The organism is Microbulbifer variabilis (assembly GCF_052467165.1).
The window spans coordinates 3,180,134-3,199,099 of the sequence record NZ_CP174301.1; the positions used below are offsets into that span (position 1 = coordinate 3,180,134).

Annotated in this window: 22 protein-coding genes; 8 read left to right on the top strand and 14 right to left on the bottom strand. The window is 52.5% G+C overall.

The window, feature by feature from the left end:
• Positions 1-131: 131 nt before the first annotated feature.
• The 4 genes from ACJJIP_RS14165 to ACJJIP_RS14180 all read left to right on the top strand — a co-directional run bounded on the left by ACJJIP_RS14165 (position 132) and on the right by ACJJIP_RS14180 (position 4,985).
• A complete protein-coding gene (locus tag ACJJIP_RS14165; RefSeq protein ID WP_444945397.1) occupies positions 132-1,199 on the top strand; it encodes a saccharopine dehydrogenase family protein in 1,068 nt (355 codons plus the stop codon).
• Positions 1,200-1,436: 237 nt separating this feature from the next.
• A complete protein-coding gene (locus ACJJIP_RS14170; RefSeq protein ID WP_020411796.1) occupies positions 1,437-1,943 on the top strand; it encodes a phosphatase PAP2 family protein in 507 nt (168 codons plus the stop codon).
• Positions 1,940-3,013: an MJ1255/VC2487 family glycosyltransferase gene (locus ACJJIP_RS14175; RefSeq protein ID WP_444945398.1), complete on the top strand. Its 1,074-nt coding sequence runs from the start codon at positions 1,940-1,942 to the stop codon at positions 3,011-3,013. The genes ACJJIP_RS14170 and ACJJIP_RS14175 overlap by 4 nt, the downstream gene beginning before the upstream one ends.
• A gap of 169 nt (positions 3,014-3,182) precedes the next feature.
• Positions 3,183-4,985 (top strand): acyl-CoA dehydrogenase, encoded by a 1,803-nt coding sequence (locus ACJJIP_RS14180; protein ID WP_444945399.1) that lies wholly within the window; start codon positions 3,183-3,185, stop codon positions 4,983-4,985.
• A 32-nt stretch (positions 4,986-5,017) separates the two neighbouring features.
• Here ACJJIP_RS14180 and ACJJIP_RS14185 read toward each other — a convergent pair whose 3' ends face one another.
• From ACJJIP_RS14185 to ACJJIP_RS14240, 12 genes are all read right to left on the bottom strand, one after another.
• A complete protein-coding gene (locus ACJJIP_RS14185; RefSeq protein ID WP_020411793.1) occupies positions 5,018-6,370 on the bottom strand; it encodes an ATP-binding protein in 1,353 nt (450 codons plus the stop codon).
• Positions 6,371-6,382: 12 nt separating this feature from the next.
• Positions 6,383-7,057: a response regulator transcription factor gene (locus ACJJIP_RS14190; protein WP_020411792.1), complete on the bottom strand. Its 675-nt coding sequence runs from the start codon at positions 7,055-7,057 to the stop codon at positions 6,383-6,385.
• A gap of 47 nt (positions 7,058-7,104) precedes the next feature.
• On the bottom strand, positions 7,105-7,422 hold the full coding sequence (locus ACJJIP_RS14195) for a PepSY domain-containing protein (protein ID WP_353374988.1): 318 nt from the start codon (positions 7,420-7,422) through the stop codon (positions 7,105-7,107).
• 65 nt (positions 7,423-7,487) lie between these two features.
• Positions 7,488-8,057 (bottom strand): glycine zipper 2TM domain-containing protein, encoded by a 570-nt coding sequence (locus ACJJIP_RS14200; RefSeq protein WP_020411790.1) that lies wholly within the window; start codon positions 8,055-8,057, stop codon positions 7,488-7,490.
• An 89-nt stretch (positions 8,058-8,146) separates the two neighbouring features.
• Positions 8,147-8,806, bottom strand: a complete 660-nt coding sequence (locus tag ACJJIP_RS14205) for a DUF3106 domain-containing protein (protein ID WP_282951207.1) — start codon at positions 8,804-8,806, stop codon at positions 8,147-8,149.
• Positions 8,799-9,053, bottom strand: a complete 255-nt coding sequence (locus ACJJIP_RS14210; RefSeq protein WP_020411788.1) for a hypothetical protein — start codon at positions 9,051-9,053, stop codon at positions 8,799-8,801. The genes ACJJIP_RS14205 and ACJJIP_RS14210 overlap by 8 nt, the downstream gene beginning before the upstream one ends.
• Complete coding sequence (locus ACJJIP_RS14215; protein WP_020411787.1) at positions 9,037-9,405, bottom strand: hypothetical protein; 369 nt, start codon at positions 9,403-9,405, stop codon at positions 9,037-9,039. Before ACJJIP_RS14215 ends, ACJJIP_RS14210 begins: the two co-directional genes overlap by 17 nt.
• A complete protein-coding gene (locus ACJJIP_RS14220; protein ID WP_020411786.1) occupies positions 9,402-9,929 on the bottom strand; it encodes an RNA polymerase sigma factor in 528 nt (175 codons plus the stop codon). The genes ACJJIP_RS14215 and ACJJIP_RS14220 overlap by 4 nt, the downstream gene beginning before the upstream one ends.
• Positions 9,930-10,031: 102 nt before the next feature.
• A complete protein-coding gene (locus ACJJIP_RS14225) occupies positions 10,032-10,487 on the bottom strand; it encodes a hypothetical protein (protein ID WP_020411785.1) in 456 nt (151 codons plus the stop codon).
• A gap of 159 nt (positions 10,488-10,646) precedes the next feature.
• Positions 10,647-12,011, bottom strand: coding sequence for an L-cystine transporter (locus ACJJIP_RS14230; RefSeq protein WP_020411784.1), 1,365 nt, complete (start codon positions 12,009-12,011; stop codon positions 10,647-10,649).
• A gap of 122 nt (positions 12,012-12,133) precedes the next feature.
• Positions 12,134-12,595 carry a TlpA family protein disulfide reductase gene (locus ACJJIP_RS14235; protein WP_026304913.1) on the bottom strand — a complete coding sequence of 154 codons (462 nt, stop codon included), beginning with the start codon at positions 12,593-12,595 and terminating at the stop codon, positions 12,134-12,136.
• Complete coding sequence (locus ACJJIP_RS14240; RefSeq protein WP_020411782.1) at positions 12,510-13,907, bottom strand: YihY family inner membrane protein; 1,398 nt, start codon at positions 13,905-13,907, stop codon at positions 12,510-12,512. The genes ACJJIP_RS14235 and ACJJIP_RS14240 overlap by 86 nt, the downstream gene beginning before the upstream one ends.
• Before the next feature lie 126 nt (positions 13,908-14,033).
• On the opposite strand from ACJJIP_RS14240, the gene arsC reads away from it, so the two are divergent.
• The 4 genes from arsC to sppA all read left to right on the top strand — a co-directional run bounded on the left by arsC (position 14,034) and on the right by sppA (position 17,300).
• A complete protein-coding gene (arsC, locus tag ACJJIP_RS14245; RefSeq protein ID WP_020411781.1) occupies positions 14,034-14,378 on the top strand; it encodes an arsenate reductase (glutaredoxin) in 345 nt (114 codons plus the stop codon).
• A complete protein-coding gene (wrbA, locus tag ACJJIP_RS14250) occupies positions 14,378-14,989 on the top strand; it encodes an NAD(P)H:quinone oxidoreductase (RefSeq protein ID WP_444945400.1) in 612 nt (203 codons plus the stop codon). Before arsC ends, wrbA begins: the two co-directional genes overlap by 1 nt.
• A gap of 10 nt (positions 14,990-14,999) precedes the next feature.
• On the top strand, positions 15,000-15,347 hold the full coding sequence (locus ACJJIP_RS14255) for a DUF2069 domain-containing protein (protein ID WP_020411779.1): 348 nt from the start codon (positions 15,000-15,002) through the stop codon (positions 15,345-15,347).
• Between the two features lie 84 nt (positions 15,348-15,431).
• Complete coding sequence (gene sppA / locus ACJJIP_RS14260) at positions 15,432-17,300, top strand: signal peptide peptidase SppA (protein WP_020411778.1); 1,869 nt, start codon at positions 15,432-15,434, stop codon at positions 17,298-17,300.
• Between the two features lie 37 nt (positions 17,301-17,337).
• Here sppA and ACJJIP_RS14265 read toward each other — a convergent pair whose 3' ends face one another.
• Both ACJJIP_RS14265 and ACJJIP_RS14270 read right to left on the bottom strand, forming a co-directional pair.
• Entirely contained in the window at positions 17,338-17,631 is a 294-nt protein-coding gene (locus tag ACJJIP_RS14265; protein ID WP_444945401.1) for a DUF3175 domain-containing protein, read from the bottom strand.
• A 92-nt stretch (positions 17,632-17,723) separates the two neighbouring features.
• Positions 17,724-18,965: an MFS transporter gene (locus tag ACJJIP_RS14270; RefSeq protein ID WP_444945402.1), complete on the bottom strand. Its 1,242-nt coding sequence runs from the start codon at positions 18,963-18,965 to the stop codon at positions 17,724-17,726.
• Between the last annotated feature and the right edge of the window lies 1 nt (position 18,966).

Consider the following 18,966-nt stretch of genomic DNA (forward strand, 5'->3'; position numbering starts at 1 on the left):
CACCAGGGAGCTCGCTCAATATACCCTCAAGTCACCCGGGCCTAAGCCCAAAACCCAAAATAACAAACTATTTCGCTGGGGTGCCAGTTAATTGGGTAATAACCAGCTACGCCACATAATAAGGATACTCTGTGGACAATAAAAACATCATGATCTATGGCGCTAATGGTTATACAGGCGAACTAATCGCCAGAGCAGCCGTAGCACAGGGTTATCACCCTATCCTGGCCGGACGCAACCCCCAGAAGCTCCGGTCCGTCGCAGACCAGCTCAACCTGCCTGCAATAGCAGTTAGCCTTGAAGCCACTGAAACCCTGGAGCGCAGCCTGCAGGATGTATATCTGGTAATTCACTGTGCCGGTCCATTTTCATCAACCGCAGAGCCGATGATGCGGGCATGTATTCGCTCAAAAACCCACTACCAGGATATTACCGGCGAAATCGCGGTATATGAGGCAGCCCATAGCCTAGGAGCTGAGGCTGAGGCCGCCGGAGTAGTGCTTTGCCCGGGCACAGGATTTGATGTAGTCCCCACCGACTGCCTGGCGGCGGCACTACACAAAAAGATGCCCTCTGCCACACACTTGGCATTGGGGTTCGACTCTGATTCAGGTTTGAGCCCCGGCACTGCGAAAACCTCAATCGAGAGTCTAGGCGTTGGTGGTGCCATACGCCGCAAGGGGAAGATTGAGACAGTCGGCCATGGCCAGCTGACACGAGAGATAGACTTTGGCCGCGGCAGTAAGTTTGCAGTTTCCATTCCATGGGGAGATGTCGCAACCGCCTTTTACTCCACCGGTATTCCAAATATAGAGGCATATATTCCCATGAGCCCCAAAAGGGCGAAGAAATTGAAGCGCCTGAATAGTATCCGCTGGCTGTTGGGCACCCAATGGGTGCAGAATTGGCTGAAATCCAAGGTCGATAAATCAGTGCGCGGACCCAATGAGGAACGCCGCAAGGAACAGAAGACCTGGGTCTGGGGTGAGGTGCGCAACGACCGCCGTGGAGAGCGAAAAGTGGGGCGTGTCATCACCGCCAATGGATACGATGTTACAGTATCCGGTTCACTGGCAGTTATGGAGTTTCTCCTCACTTACTCGGGAAGAGGCGGCTATTTCACGCCATCAATGCTATGTGGGCCAGAGCTAGTGGAAAACCTACCTGGTTCCAGTAATATAGAAATCAAAATTTCTTAACCAAAAACCTCTCTTCAGGCGGGTAATTCTTTTACCTGCCGGGAAAACCTGTCTTTTTACGCTTTTAAGCGTTCATTTATTCTAGTTTTTTAGCACAAGGGAAAGTCCCACCAGATTTAAAGAGCCCGCCGCCAAGTCATCAGATTCTCCAATTTTTGAGATTTCACTATTGCGACATAATTCGGTCAACTCCGTGCAATAATCAATTCCTATGTTGGCTGCATGCGAGACTTATCCATGAATCTGAAGAGTGTCGATGTGTCCCTGGTCCTGTATATGATGGAAAGGGCATCACAACCCAGTTCGCGCAGGCGTTACCTGTGGATGTCAAAATCCGGTGATGGCTGGCTATCCGTAACCGTACTCATCAGCCACATTATTTATAATACAGCCACACAGCTTTTTATTGCAGCCCTAACCGGCGTTGCAGTCGAAAGATCTCTGTATTGGGCCATCAAGAATACAGCCCGACGCAGGCGCCCCCCACAAGCCATACCCGGCATGCGTCCCATCATCATCGCACACGATAAATTCAGCCTGCCCTCAGGTCATACTTCCGCTGCTTTCATGCTTATTACTTTTTTAACGCTTGAGTTCAGTCCTCTGTGGGGCTTTGGTTATATCTGGGCCATGGGCGTCGGCGTAGCACGGGTCGGCCTGGGCGTGCATTTTCCCTCAGATATTTGTGCTGGAGCCCTGCTCGGTACCTGTGTTGCAATAACCACGAGCGTAACTTTCTCATGAAGATACTTTATGGTGTGCAAGCTACAGGTAATGGCCATATTGCCCGCTCACGCACATTGGCAAAGGCGCTGCAAAAATACCCCGAGCTGGAAATCCAATGGCTATTTTCCGGTAGACCAAAAGAAAATTTATTTGGCATGGAAATTTTTGGAGATTATTGGTGGCGGAGAGGTTTAACATTTATACATCGAGAAGGGAAATTAAAAACCTTTGAGACAATCCAAAAGCTCGGTTTCTTCCAATTTAAAAAAGAAGTTTCAGAATTACCAATCGATGAGTTCGATTTAATTATTAGTGATTATGAGCCTGTAACTGCCTGGGCAGCTAAAATTCGAAAGAAAGCTAGCGTGGGGATCGGCCACCAGTATGCCTTTCTCTACCCGATCCCTGCCCCCAGATTTAATTGGCTCGTCCATAACATATTGCGGATCTTCGCACCGACACAAAAAAGCCTGGGTTTACATTGGCATCATTTTGGACACCCCATACTTCCACCAATTGTTCCACCACAAAAAGGACCCGATCAGGATGCGGGAAGCCATATCCTGGTATATCTACCTTTTGAGCATCCCGTCCCGATGCTGGAGGAACTTTCAAAAGTAGATGACCAGTTTATCGTATACGGTATACCTGAGAACCTGCCTGCTGCTGAGAATATCTGTATCAAAGCGCCTTCCACCACTGGATTCCAGCGGGACCTGGCAAATTCCAGGGCAGTTATCTGCAATAGCGGCTTCGAGCTGCTGGCCGAGACGCTGGCTCTGGGCAAGCCAATTCTCAGCCGTCCACTGGCCTCCCAATTCGAACAGCTGGCCAATGCCAAGGCACTTAATCAGTTAGGGCTGGCAAAAATTGTTCAGTGTATTAACGCTCAAAGTATCATTAACTGGCTTAACAACCTACCGCCACCACTACGTATCCAGTGGCCTAATGTGGCGGAGGCAATTGCCAGATGGATTGCTGCTGGTTGCAAACAACCACCGGCTGAAATGGCCGATGCCCTGTGGCGTAAAGTGGTACCGAGACCCACTGAAAGCCGAGACTACACTTACCAAAACACCTCTAAATAGCACGACCATATCCTCTCACTATATCGCCAAGTGCAATCACACAATAAGTCATTGTCCAGTGCCAATACTACGCGTTTACTTATATGCTGATATGGCGGTAGGGTAGCTTGACTAATCTATCGCCGTACCTAAGCAACGATGATTTATAAAAATAATTGACGAGGCAGGTATGGCTCATCCACTGCTCAAAGAGCGTGATACAGATTTTTTCCTCTATGAATTCCTCAACACTGAAGCGCTGCTGCAAAGACCGCGCTATAGGGAACACTCCCGCGAGATTTTCGACGCTACCCTCAAAACCGCTCGTACTATTGCAGAAAAATATTTCGCCAATCACAACGCTAAGGGGGATGCCAATGAGCCGAGCTTTGATGGAGAACAGGTACACCTGATCGAGGAAACCAAGCAGTCCTGGGATGCTTTTGCAGAGGCTGGGTTTCTCGCCGCACATTGCGACTTCGAAGAGGGCGGTTTGCAGCTTCCCGAAATCATAATGCGCACCTCCCTCGCCTTTATCAGCGCAGCCAATATTGCCAGTGCCAGTTACCCATTCCTGACAATCGGTGCTGCCAACCTGATACGTTCTTTTGCCAGCAATGAACTCAAAGCTCAATTTCTTCCGCAGATGATGGATGGCCGCTTTGCCGGCACCATGGCGCTGACAGAACCGGATCAGGGCTCCGCCCTGGCTGATATCCGCACCAGTGCAGAACTATCGGAAGATGGTAGTTACCGTATTCACGGACAGAAAATGTTTATTTCAGGGGGCGACCAGTCCCTAACCGAAAATATCGTGCACTTGGTATTGGCGAAGATCAAAGGTGCTCCGGCGGGAGTGAAGGGAATCTCCCTCTTCCTAGTGCCCAAATTCCTCCTCAATCAAAATGGTCAGGCCGGCGAGCGCAACGATGTAAAACTGGCTGGGCTGCTGCACAAGATGGGCTACCGCAATACCACCTCTACTGTACTGAGCTTTGGAGAAAATGAGGGGGCAGTGGGCTACCTGATTGGTCAACCGCACCAAGGCCTAAAATATATGTTCCAAATGATGAACGAAGCCCGCATCAGTGTTGGTGCCGGAGCTTCGGTTTTGGGCTATCAAGGCTATGCCTATTCTCTCCAATACGCCAGAGAGCGCCCACAGGGCCGGCTTCCCTCCGATCGCAACCCCAGTTCCAAGCAGATTCCCATTATCCAGCACGCCGATGTGCGTCGTATGCTCTTATTGCAGAAAGCCTATTCCGAAGGTGGTCTGGGGCTGAGTATTTATGCAACTTCCCTGTATGAGGATCAGCATACAGCACCTACGGAGGAAAAACGCCAGGCAGCGGCCACCCTGCTGGACTTGATTACCCCAGTGGTAAAATCCTGGCCCTCAAAATATTGCTTGAAAGCCAACGAACTGGCGATCCAGGTTCTCGGTGGTGCCGGTTACATCCGCGAATTCCCCCTGGAGCAGCTATATCGGGACAACCGCCTGAATGCTATTCACGAGGGTACTGAGGGAATCCACGCACTGGACCTGCTTGCACGAAAAGTGCCCGCCAAAAACCTTGCCGCCTATCAGCTAATGCAGGCAGAAATCCGCAACACAGTAATGCAAGCGCGAGATAAAGAAAACCTGGGGTCCATGGCAAACGCCCTGGAGGAGTCACTGGAAAAACTCGATGAAACCGGAATGGCTCTATTCGGGCAACTGCAGGAAAACGTAGACCGCGGCCTCAGTAACGCAACTTTATATCTTGATGTGTTTGGCTGTGTACTGGTCGCCTGGATTTGGTTGCGCCAAGCCATTATTGCAGAGAAAGCACTGGAAAATAATCCCAGTCTGGAGGATGAAAACTTCTATCGCGGCAAGATACACACTGCTCAATTTTACTTTGAGTGGGAACTACCAAATATTAAGCAATCTATGGCTCTACTTAAAAGCGGTAACAGTATTCCATTTGATATGCAGGAAAGCTGGTTCTAAACAATAAACAGTCCCTGGGCTCAATACGGAATTTACAGCACCACTGTAATTTCCGTACCTCCACCGGATAAGGGCGTTGCATTAATGCGCCCTTGGTAACTCTCGACAATATCCATAACCACAGCAAGCCCAATCCCCTGCCCCGGCTGCTGCTGATCGGCTCTCACCCCACGCTGGGTGACTTCCTGCCATTTTTTACTATCAAGGCCAGGGCCGTTATCTGCCACACGAATTGTCAACTTGCGTCCATCATCGGCATTCTTAATATTAACTTTTACTTCACCCTCACCATATTTATAGGCGTTATCCAATAGATTACCTAGCAACTCCATCAGGTCCCCTTCGTCCCCGTAAAATAAGGCTCGCTCACTGCACTGGCTGTGCACCTGGCTGGGTTTACTTCGATAAACTTTTTCCAGGGCATCCAGGATTTTTTCCAGCAGGGGCGCAACTGGGATACCACGCAGGATAGATTTGGGGGAGCTGGCTACTGCCCGCTGTAGCTGGTAACTAATAATGCTGTCCATGCGCTGAACCTGATCCACCAGAGTCTTTCCTGCAGCCTTACTGTCACTTTCCAGGCTTAACCCCTTGAGTACAGCCAAGGGCGTTTTTAGACTGTGAGCCAGATCGGCCAGTGTATGGCGAGTCTTTTCCCGCTGGCGCCGCTCATTTTCAATCAACAGATTGAGGTTATCGGTGAGAGGACGCAGTTCCCGTGGGAAATTACCTTCGAGTCGGTCACTGCCACCTTGCTGCATATCCCGCAGTGCATCTGCCAGTGCATTTAGTGGTGCAAAACCCCAGCGCAAAACCAACCACTGTGCCAAGATCAACAAAAGCGCACCCACACCAAGCCAGTGCCACATAGTGGAACGAAACTGCCCCACCTGCGCTCTGAGAGGCCCTGCATCTTCCAAAACAACGAAGGTAAAGGGATTTTCATTCTCAAGTCCCCAGGCCACACCCTGGCGAAAACTGCTGTAGTTTGTATCATCCCCGGGCAGGGAAATCTGCATATAGGACTGCTGCCCTTGGGGCAGTGAATTGAATTGCAGATCCGGCATAGCCAATGCCGACTCAGAGCGCCAGATAATCTCTCCCTCGCCATCCAGGACTGCGCCAACCAGGCCGGAGTCCGGCTGATTAAAACGCTGCTCAGGTAATTCCGGCGGCAGCACCAAACCTTCCCCTTCAGGTTCAGCCAGTGCTAATAGAGTGTAGATATACAGCTGTAATTCCCGCTGCTTGGCCTCGTCAAGAGAGGTGCGATAAGCGTGTTCGAGCACACCAGAAATAAGCAAGACAAATCCGACAAGCACCAGGCTGGTAACCAGGGCAAGCCGGCCTTTAAGGGAATTCAACCAAAATGAGAAAAAACGCATTCAGAATGGCAATTACTGGGGCGCAACAAAGCGGTAGCCACGCCCACGCAGGGTTTCGATGGGCTTGAGTTGCGCTGCTGTATCAAACTTCTTGCGCAGGCGTCCTATAAAGACCTCAATGACATTGCTGTCTCGATCACAATCCTGTTCATAAATATGTTCAGTGAGGGTAGTTTTGGAAACCACTTCATCCGGGTGCAACATCAAGTACTCAAGCACCTTGTATTCGAAAGAAGTCAACTCCAGCTCCGTTTCATTCACAGTGACCCTTTGTGAACTGGTATCCAGCATTATGGGGCCAGCTTTGATGCTGGGGGAGGAGAAACCTGCGGAACGTCGCACCAACGCATTGAGACGCGCCAATAGTTCCTCGGTATGAAAAGGTTTTACCAGGTAGTCATCACCACCGGCTTCAAGCCCGGCCACACGCTCCTGCCAATGGCCGCGAGCCGTTAGAATCAGGATGGGAAAGTGTTTCTCCTCACCGCGCAGGGTACGGATCACCTGAATACCATCCATTTTGGGCAATCCCAGGTCCATCACCGCGATATCGTAGGGGAATTCACGACCCAGATAGAGGGCTTCCTCTCCATCCGGGGCTTCATCCACCGTATACCCGGCACCACGCAGGGACTCCGCCAGCTGCTGTCTCAGTAAAGCTTCATCTTCGACCAATAAAGCACGCATTTTCTATCCCTTTACACTGCGGATCTATTTTGTGGGGGTGCGGCCAGCTAACGGGAGATGCGACCGCTTTTCTTGTCCACATAGACCACATAAACCTGACTCTTATCCGACAATCCCTTCACGCGGTATACCGCCTGTCCCTGCCTGCGGGTCTCAGAGATTGACAATATTTTGCCGCCATAACGCTGCTTCACGATGGAGGCGGCCTGTTTACGAGAAATCTCCCCAGCCTGCGCTCGTCGGTATTCGTACCTGAAAGCCTCTTTTTCGTATGACGGTAAACCGTGCAGTGAGGCGGCACAAAGCCCGGGTAACAGTGCGAAGACAAGGAGAAAAGGCCGTATTAAAGCGCGGCATAGTTTCACGGTGTGGCTCCTGTGGATATCCAAATTTTCCACCTTAAACTCTCTTCGGCCGCGCTATCGCCGGCTCAAGGTGCCGGTGAAACTGCGACGCGAACCCGGATTCTATCTCCAGGATGATAATCTGTACGAGTCAGATAAACCTGACCATTATACCGATAGCGCACATCGTATCCGACTAATTCCCTACGTAAGCTGAATTCGTCCACAACACGACAACGGGATTCAGTGGTGTAGTATGTCTGGGCATTGGCACGACTGATCTGGCTTCCCACCAGGGCACCAACTACAGCGCCAGCTACAGTGGCACCGCCACGGTGACCACCGTGGTGATAGCGGCCGCGATGGCCGTGCCCACCGAGGCTGTTGCCCACTGCAGCACCAATCAAACCGCCTACGAGGGTACCCGCCGGAGATGCAGGTTCGCGGTACATCACTTGCTCATCGCGGCACTGGGTGCGAGGAGTGTGAACCTCTACATCGGTATAAACGGGTGTAACTTCCGTAACCCGAGCGAAATCGTAACTATCGGCGCCATAGGGATCTGCATAACCAGCCGGTCCCGCCTTGGCGGTAGCACTTAAGCCAACCAAAGCGGCCACGGCTGCGCCTGCGATAAACTGCTTCAAAGGTTGCACAATCAGTCTCCCGTTATTTATCAACGGGTAGCAGATTAATCGAATCGATCTGAATAGACGCTGAATTACACAATAGCAGGCACAAAGCGTCAGAAATCCCCCGACCTCTCTCGCCCCTGGCGACGTTCCCCTCCTTCTCTCTGTTCGCGCCGCATCTGTCTCTCTGGTCTCTCTGAACGCTCACGGCGATTATCTCTCTCACGCTGCTGTTTGCGTTCGCGCCGCTCACTCCGGTTGCTGTGCTCTTGCTGACCATTTCGCTCACGTCGTTCACTGCGACCACTTTGCCCTCCTGAGTCATTAAGCTCCCGGCCTCTGGCTTGGCGCTGACCACTTTTGTCTTTATTCCAGCGCTCCCTCAACTGGCGGCGCTGCTCCGGGGGCATCTGCCGGAATTTCTTGCGCGCCTCACGGATTTGCTGGCGCTTCTCCTCTGGCATATCCATAAAGCGGCGGTAGGAATCTCGAAGACGGTTGCGACGATCCTCGGGTAACGCCTGCCAGCTCTCGAACTTTTCACGCGCCTGGCTACGCTGCTGGGAGCTCATTGTATGCCAGCGTTTGGCGCCTCGCAGCAATTGAGCTCTCTGGGTTTCACTCATTTGGGGCCAGCGATCTTGATATCCCCTCAATAACTGACGATCACCCTCATTGAGGGTCTGCCACTCCTGAGCCAGCGAGATATTTCCCCAGAGACATAACAGCAGACCACACAGCTGAACGAGGTAGAAGATGCCCCAGTTATTCATCCCACTGATCCTCACGGGTAGACCCACCCTCGTCGTAATGGCGCTGCCTACGCACCTCATTTTGCGGACTTTCAGGCCATAATTCTGACTCCTCAGGCACGAGTACATCTCCCCGCTCATCCACCCACTCGCCGAGAAACAACAGAAAATCCTCCTCGAGGGGCTCCATCTCCGCACCTTTTACCGCCACCCCACACAACAAGAGGACAACAAAAAGAAACTTACCCTCCTTAAGAGGAGTGCCCATCCAGCTCCTCCGCCAGCCACTGATAAAATTCCATATCCTCGATCATTTCTACATCCACTTCTTCATACAGCAGCCAGTCTCCTGCAATAAACGGCTCTATTTTACCCGGGGAATTATCAGTGCCTGACCAGAGCAGTGCTACCACCAGCACTGAGCAGGCACCACTGAGCCATAGCCAGTGATACCCCGATATACTCCTGGTCTTTGACTGCTTCAGGGCGTCCGCCCTGGCACGCCTCAACCTTGAAAGGGTTTCCCCATCAATTTCCTCTTCCCGGCGAGTGACCGCCACTCGAGCAGCTTTCACTAGCCGCCGCTCCTGTTCCAGAACAGATTTATCCGGCTGTATCATTGGAACTCCTCCAAGTGGCTGCGCAGGCTATGCATAGCGCGGGATAAGTGGGTTTTGACACTGCCCTGGCTACAAGACATTGCGCGAGCGGTTTCTGCCACATTAAATCCTTCAACACAGCGCAACAGGAATGCCTGCTGTTGTCGCAATGGCAGCTGGCTTACTGCACCATCAATAGCCAGCAATAAGCGTTCGCCGATCAATGCGCTATCTGGTGTCGGTCCCCAGATATCAACCCATTCCGTGGCAAATGCATCATCATCGTCATCACCACTGATAGGAAGCTTTTCCCGGATTAATTGCCAGCGGGACAACTTCCTATTGTGTCGGTGCCAGTCAGTAATGCGGTTGTTAAGAATGGTAAAAAAAAGCGGGCGCCACTCGGCCCTTTCACGGCCACTGTAATTCTTGACCAGTGCCAACATGGAGTCTTGAACAATATCTAACGCATCATCACGGTTACCTACAGCAAAATTTGCCATAGTAAAAGCCCGCTTTTCCACCTGAGCGAGGAACTGATTCATAAATGCCGGCTGAGGTCCTTGTGCACAGAAATACTTTCCACGGTCTCTTTACGAAACCAGTCCCGTCACGATTTTTTTAAGACGATTTTTTACCGGGCTTCATCAGTCGTTTTTGTTCTTTTTATGTTTCTTATGTTTTGCTCGTTGATCCATACGGCGATCGATTCGCTCACCCTTATTATCTAAGCGGCTATTGATTTTCTCGCCTTTCGTATCGAGGCCCTCATTGATCCTTTCACCTTTATGATCCAGGCGGTTGTCAATACGATCCCCTTTGCGGTCTAGCCTCTCAGCCAACTTTTCATTGCCATTGGAAGCTGCTCGCTCTGCACGCTGATCGAGGCGGTCATTAATTCGGTCGCCCTTGTTATCAAGACGCTCCTCTATACGATCCCCCTTGTTGTCCAGCTTGCTTTCAATACGATCACCTTTATGATCCAGGCGCTCCTCCACATGATCGCCGTGATCATGGGATCGGATACTATCCTCTTGGGCAAATAGAGAGGTTGGCAGGGCCAGGCTGGCGACCAGAAGGGGAAGTCCTATCAGTTGTTTCATAAGTTGCTCCAGCTCCGTGATCAAAAATAAACAAATTTTCCAAACACTGACTAGAACGGCCTCTGCACTAAATGGTTGACAGTCAACCCTGATTTTTCTGGTAATTCACCCTCAATAAAGACTGTTTAAGACAAATGCCAGTAGTCACTGGCATTTTACTCACCCTTCTACCACTTCAGCTCCGGGTACTTCATCACCCAGCCAGCGCTGTGTCAGGGTTCCAGCCGTCATAGCACCGTTAACGTTCAGTGCGGTACGCGCCATATCGATCAGTGGTTCCACGGAAATCAACAATGCGGCAATTGTTACGGGCAGCCCCATGGCTGGAAGTACCACCAGCGCGGCAAAAGTAGCACCGCCACCCACGCCAGCAATCCCAAATGAACTGATAACCACTACCGCAATCAGGGTACCCAACCAAAGCGGGTCCCACACATCAATTCCCATGGGTACCGCCACCATAGTGGCAAGCATCGCAGGATAAATACCGGCGCAACCATTCTGCCCAATAGTAGCCCCAAACGATGCGGAAAAATTGGCAATCGCGGGAGAGTTACGCAACTGTTCCACCTGTGTTTCCACGTTGAGCGGTATTGTTGCAGCACTGGAGCGGGAGCTGAAAGCAAATATCAACACCGGCCATACTTTGGCGAAATAGTGCAGTGGGTTCACTCCATTTATAAATAACAGTGCCCCATGAACTAGGAACATCAGACCAATCGCACAAAAAGAGGCCACCACAAACCCAAACAGATTGGCGATATCAGCCCAACTGGACTTTGCAATCAATCCTGCAACCAGTGCCATTACACCGTATGGAGTGAAAGCCATCACCAGGCGCACAAGCTTCATCACCCACACTTGGGCAATGTGAACAAAGCGCTCAATTGCCGCGCCCTCTTCCGGGAACTCTCGACGCACAGCCAGGGCCGCAAGCCCCAATAGCACAGCAAAAATAACCACTGAAATCACAGAGGTGGAGCGGGCACCGGTCAAATCCTGAAATATATTACGCGGAATAAAGGTGCTGATAATTTCCGGTATGGAGAGATCACTCACCCGGCCGATTCTCTCATTGAGTACTTCAACCCGTGCTGCCTCTCGGGAACCCTCAACCAGCCCAGCGGCGGAGAGGCCAAAGAGCTCTGCCATGGCTACGCCGATTAAGGCTGCTATCGCTGTTGTGCCTAGCAATACCCCCAAAACGGAAACGCTGATTCTGCCAAGCGCCTGTGTATGACTAACTTTCACTACCGCAACAAGGATAGAAGTAAGTACAAGCGGCATAACCAGCATGTACAGCAGGTTTACGTAACTTTTACCCAGCATCTGGATCCAGGGCAATACTTCTACGGGGGCGGCACCCCAGCCACGAGATAATTGCAACAGAGCACCAAAAACTACACCGAGTAGCAGGCCGGCAAAAACTGCGGGGGCCAGAGACTTCCGGCCTCTATGCCAGCGATGTAAAGCAAAGAGCAAGGCAACAAAGAAAAACAGCAGAGCAAAGGAGCTGATATGCATGATCTGAAAATCCCACAGCGGGCAAACTGGAAAGTGGCGGCATGCTATCAGCGTTACGCCAACGCCCTATAGTTGCTTTAGTTATATTTTTATACAGTTATTTGTAGGTTCCGCGATTTATATTATTGCAGTGCCGCTTTAAAGTCCTCAGCAGACTGCGGACCCACCAGGGTTTCCTTCCAACTGCCATCGGTACCGATAACCAGGGTTGTAGGCAGAACGTCAGGCCTAGGCTGACCCCAGCGGCCCTCTGGTTCAGTAGATAATAAGGGAAATTCTATTCCCAGTTTTTGCGCCTGCTCGCTGACAACGGAATCTGGCAGATTATCAAAATTAACTCCCACCACAACTATATTGCTATTGGCCTGCGCCAGCTGGTTGAGCACAGGCACCTCCTCTCGACAGGGTGCACACCATTCCGCCCAGTAGTTGACCAGAACTATTTTGCCCTCAGTCTCAATAAGCGCACCACTGCTGCTCTTTAAATTAACCCCACTATCACAGCCGCTTATTCCGCTTGCCAAGCACAGAAAGGCCAGCCCCAGGACTCCCTTCACGTTTTTTAGATTTACTACCTGAAACATCCTTCTCTCCCTCGCGGCCATTGCTATCACGTTCATTATTATTCTCGATGGTATCTGCAGGGGCGCTACCGTGCCTGGCCCAAGACTCCTCATCTTTCTGCCTGGCCGCCCAAAACAGGGCGCCGATCGTAATACTGAGCTGCTCCCTGGCGGAATCCCGCGCATTGGCAAAACGGTGCTCTATATCTGCGTACCAGCGGAAACCCTCCAGATCACGGGGGATACTACTGGGTATCCAGTGCGGACTCAGCCAGCCAGCCAGCTCCATTAGCGAAACAGAATTCAAGTCCCGCAACAGGACATAATCATTCCTTTCGGTCTGGGTTATCACCCGGTGCCCCTGAAGTACATTGCGCAGGCGACGCCACTGCCCAAACTTGATCCCCATTAAAGAAATATCTTGCTCACGCAAAGGTTTACCATGGCGACCGCCCTTATAAAGTTGCCATAGCACAATCAGGGTCGCCACCAAATCCGAATGCTGCCGCCCCTGGGTTGCCGCCTGGTAAACCGACAAGGTGCGCACCAGTACGCAACCAGCCAGTACCAGCATCCAGGTCAAGTAAATCCATAACAGGAATAACGGCACAAATGCAAAGGCCCCATAGATAGCCTGAACCGAGCTTCGCGCAACAATTAACCCAAACAAGTACTTCATTATTTCGAAGGCGATCGAGGTAATTACACCACCTTCAATACCATGGCGCAGAGGCACATAACAGTTGGGGACGGCAATAAACAGAAGAGTAAAAATAATGCTGGTGAAAATAAAAGGCAGTACCCTCAATACCACCGCCATCATGCCAAAACCATCCTCCCCCCCCATAAACAGTTTTTGAGAGAGAAGATAGGTACTGGCGGCGAGGCCGGCACCCAATAAAATAGGGCCCAGGCTAAGAATGGCCCAATACAGTAGAAAACTGGAGACCCCGCTGCGCCCGCGGGAAACATCCCAAATGGAGTTGAAAGTACCTTCGATACTTCTCAGGGTCAGTCCAGCGGTAATAATCAACATGGCGATGCCCACCCCTGTCAGGCGCTGGGCCTGAGCGGAGAAGCTGTTGATATATTCCTGCACCTCTCGACCACTTTGTGGCACAAAGTGGGAAAAAACCTGTTCCTGAAACTTGCTCTCCAAACCGGCAAAATCTGGAAACAGGGATAGCATCGCGTAGCTGACCGTTACCAAAGGCACTATGCCAAACAGGGTCATATAGGTGAGTGCCGCAGCACTCTTCTGGCAGTCTTTTTCACTAAACAGCGACCACAGCGAAGTGGCAAAGCGCCGCCATTGAATCACCGTATCCTTCATGGTGGTTTCCGTTTTCCATCTTGCAATGTGCGGTTATCAGCAGAAGCAGGCAATGCCAGCCCGCACTTAGAACTCCGCAACGTTATTCGGTTAGAATACGCCAAACACTAACAGGATGCCGACCCAATGTGGACGATTTACCACAACCCCCGCTGCTCAAAATCCCGTCAAACGCTGCAACTGTTGCAGGAAAATGGCGTGGAGCCAGAAGTAGTTCTCTATTTGGAAACGCCGCCCAGCGCAGAAAACCTAAAAGAGATCCTTATCAAACTCGGCATTAGTGCACGGGACCTGCTACGTACAGGTGAAGAGCCCTACAAGCAACTCAACCTGAAAGATCGCGACCTGAGTGAAGCCCAACTGATCGACGCCATGGCACAGAACCCAATTCTGATTCAGCGGCCAATTGTTGTAAAAGGTGACAAAGCCGCTATCGGCCGCCCACCAGAAAATGTGCTGGAGCTGCTTTAATGGCCTCGGATTCAGAACCCTATGTGCTGATTCTCTACTACAGCCGCACCGGTGCCACCGAACGCATGGCCAAAGAACTGGCTCGCGGAGTTGAATCCAGCGGGGTGGCTGCGCGCCTCCGCACAGTGCCCAGTGTTTCCCCCGATACAGAAGCCAGCCGTCCACCAGTGCCTAGTGAGGGAGCCCCTTACTGCTCCCTGGAAGACCTACGCAACTGCTCCGGGCTGCTGATGGGCAGCCCTACCCGCTTCGGCAATATGGCTTCACCTCTGCGCTATTTCCTAGACCAGACTGGTGACATCTGGCTGGAGGGCAGCCTGACCGGAAAACCTGCGGGGGTATTCACCGCAACAGGTAGCCTCCATGGCGGCCAGGAGACCACCCTAACTTCCATGATGCTGCCACTTCTGCACCACGGCATGCTGATCACCGGCATCCCATATTCCGAGGCCGCACTGATGCGTACCCAAACCGGTGGAACCCCCTATGGTGCATCTCACTGGGCCAAAGGGCGTAGTAGCGTGCTCAGTGATGATGAGATCACCTTGTGCAAGGCATTGGGTGCCCGAGTCGGCCAACTGTCCCAAACATTAGAAGCCGCAGCCAAATAGGGGGTAGCGCGTGAATGATACGGTAAAGCGCAAACTTCATATTGCGCTGCGAATTAACTGGTTTTGCTATATCGGCCTGCTAGCGCTTATTGCCGTGCGAAACCTGTTTTTAGAGGGGGGCTCCATCCTGTTGTGGACCATACAGACCGTGCCACTGCTGTTAGTGCTGCCGGGCTTAATCAAACAGCGTTACCGCAGCTACCTATGGCTCTGCTTTATCCTGCTCCTTTACATCACAACCAGCATTGTCGATGTAATGATGCCTACACGCGGCTGGCAGGATGGCGTAATGGCGGCCCTGAGCCTTATCCTATTCTTCTCTGCAATGATGAGCAGTCGCTGGCATCGCATGCAGTAACCCCGCGGCGGTCGTACCGCCATTGGTTCCAGACACAAATGCGTGGGTTACCCTGGTCCCCGACGCGCTAAGGAGTTTTGAGGTTTGACTGATTTACACCAGCAAAAAGGATTTGTCCGTAGTTTTTTTGGTGCTATCGGTGGCGCCATTACTTGGTTGCGACGAGTATTTACCAACTTGGTATTTCTCCTGATATTGTTGTTTCTCGGTATTGCTATTTTTGGGAAAGACGATCAGTTGGTGGTACCTCAGGGTGCGGCTCTGCGTGTCGCACCCAGTGGCTTCCTTGTGGATGAACTCACCCAACCCGCTACGCTGCCAATTTTCCTCAGCGGCAACCGGGGCCCGGCAGAAGTGCGTGTCAAAGATCTAGTAGACGCCATCGATAATGCCGCCAAGGATAAGCGAATCTCCTCGCTGGTGCTTGAACTGGACCATATGGTAGGGGGCAGCCTTAGCAAGTTAGATGAAATCGGTGCCGCACTACAGAGATTTAAAGCCGCCGATAAACCCATCTACGCAGTGGGGGATAACTACACCCAATCCCAGTATTTCCTCGCCAGCCATGCCGACACGGTCTACCTGAACCCAATGGGTTCAGTGATGCTCACTGGCTTTGGTGTCTACCGCAATTACTACAAGAGTGCACTGGAAAAACTCAAGGTAAACTTCCATGTATTTCGTGTGGGGGATTACAAAGACTTTATCGAGCCCTATACCCGGGATGATATGTCCCCAGCCTCCCGTGAAAATAACCAGCGCTGGCTGAATGAACTCTGGAGTGAATATAGTGAGCAGGTAACAGGTCTGCGTAACCTGCCTGCGGAAAGTCTCGATATCTTCATCAGTGAGCTGCCGGAAAAGTTGCAACAGAACGAGGGTAGCTGGGCTGATGCCGCACTTGCCAACAAACTGGTGGACCAGCTAGCGAGCCGTATTGAGGCCCTGAAAGCGCTGAAGCAAGAAATAGGCGAAGACGAAAACAAAGACCGCGATTACAAATACATCGACGCCCTCACCTACCTGCGAAGCCGTAAAATTTCCGAAACTGCAAAGCCAATCAAGGAATCCAACAAGATTGGCCTCATCACTGCGAGCGGCGCCATTATTGACGGCCAGGCTCCTGCGGGGCGTATTGGCAGCGAGAGCCTCGGTAAGTTGATCGCCCAGGCTCGTGAAAAGAAAGTGGAAGCCCTGGTTCTGCGCATCGACAGCGGCGGCGGCTCCGCCTTTGCTTCTGAAGCCATTCGCCAGGAACTGCTGGCCACCCGCGAAGCCGATATACCTGTCGTTATATCCATGGGGAGCCTGGCCGCGTCAGGGGGCTACTGGATTGCCACTGGTGGTGATCGTATCTGGGCCTCCCCGGCCACTCTCACCGGCTCTATTGGAGTATTTGGCGCCTTCCCAACATTCGAGGATTCTCTCGAGCACATCGGCGTCTACACCGATGGAGTTGGCACCTCAGACCTGGCTGGCAGCATGCGCCTGGATCGCGCCCTGCCACCGGCAGCCGCCAGCATCCTGCAACAGGGCGTCGATAATACCTATGCCCGCTTCCTGCGTATTGTTGCCGAGGCTCGTGGCAGCACCCCCAAAGAGGTACACAAGATTGCGCAGGGGCAAGTATGGACTGGCCGCGCGGCCAAGAAACTGGGACTGGTGGACGATCTCGGCAATCTCAGCGATGCCATCGCCGACGCCGCGCAGCTTGCTGAAATCGAAGAATACGACGTAATAGAGATTCAGCGTGAACTGAGCCCCGGTGAGAAGTTCTTGCGCGCGCTGAGCGATAATGTGGACGCGCAAATCGCCGCAAGCCTTGAGGCCAACCTGCCCTTAGGCGCCTGGTTAAATAGCGTACAGCCGGTGCTGGCGCCAATCGCCGAACTGCAGAGCTACCGCGACCCACGCGCCCTCTACGTGCGTTGCCTGCCCTGCCAGGCGCCCTAAAAGCTTTCATAGCCTGATGCCATTCTCCGCCGCCGGTTCAATGCCGGCGCGGACGCCCATACAGATCGCGCAATTCATCTTTAGCCGCCTCCAGAATACGCCGCCTTTTGGCCGGCAGGCGATGCCCTGCACGATTGATAAAGAACGTCAGCATCGACATTGCGGAGCGATAGGGATCAGCCTTGCACCGCTTACTGGACTCGGCAGCGGCCTTTAGTGAACAGGCAATAGCCTTAGGGTTATCAAGGCTAAATAGTCCTTCAGGCAGATCCAGGGCACGACTGCTTCGCGTCACCTGCTCAGACCAGTTGACTGTTTTGGCAGGACCCAAATTTCACCTCCCACCCTCAAAATCTACACTTGCTGATTATGCCAACTATATGGTGACCAAATCGCGCCCCAAAGGCAGCGCCAGGCGATGCATTAAACTTCCGGGTCACTGACCCTTAACTGGCGTAAAGCACCACTCAATGCCACCAATCCAAAGGCGACAAGGCTTAAGATACCGGCCCACATGAGCGTCGAGAACGGGGCCGCATATTCGCTCAGAACTCCCGCCGCCAGAGCACCCAGGGCAGCCGAGCCAAATAGAGCAAACTGGTAAATTGAGATAATCCGGCTGCGGTACTCCGCCGGAGCCAACAGTTGCACAATACTGCGCCCCAAACCGGCAGAGGCGGCCGCAACTGCTCCCCAGCACAGGCAAAGCAAGATCAGCCCCAGCTGGGTGGGGCCAAGGCTAATGGCGATCAACAAAGCCGCACTATAGAGCAGGCACATAAGAATCCCCCGCCCCGGTTCAGGCCCCTGTCCCCGGCGCAACATGGTTACAGTGGCGATCACCGTTCCCGCTACAAAAGCCAGTTGCAGGGTCGCGTAGTATCCGGCACCGCGGCCATACCCCTCCGCCAGCAGTGGCAATACCACCAGAAATACACCGATATGCACGAAGCCATTGAACGCCATCAGCGCAGTCAACTCGCGTAAGACCGGATGCCGCCAAGCCTGGGAGAGGCCATCAAGAATCAGAGTGTGAGGGCGCTTCTCTATCTCTGTCACGCGGGTTTCACCGTCGCGCAGGGACAGCAGGGAGAGTGCTGCCAGTAATAGCACCCCTACCTGAACAACTAATAAGGGCTGTAAACCCCACTGATCAAATCGGCTCGCCAGCAACATACCTGCCGCCTGTCCACCATATTGGGCCAACATCATCCAGGTAACGGTTTTCTGAACGCGGCTTTCTGATGCCCTGCCCTGCTCATTGCGCGCGCTACGCTGTACCAAGTTATCCCGTGAAGGCTGCAGGAACGCGCTGCAAATACCCAGGCAAACGCCATAGATCATCAATACTGGCAGTGTGACCACGTTTAACGAGTAGTAGAGCAACAGCCCACCGTGGCACAGGGCAAGCCCCAGGCAGGCCAGTGTGGCCACCAGTGCCGGATCGCGTCGGTCAGCCAGGGCGCCACCAAACAACAGGAATATCAGGTTGGGAAGCAATACCGACGCTTGCACCCAGCCCAACTGCAGTGCTGGCAAATCCACAATAGTCAGTGCTATCCAAGGCAGTAAAATGACCTGCAACCCAGTTGCCAGCGATGTTCCGCTGTAACCCAGTAGAAACTTCTGCAACCGGGCCGGCATTTTGCGTGAGAGGTTAGTCAAG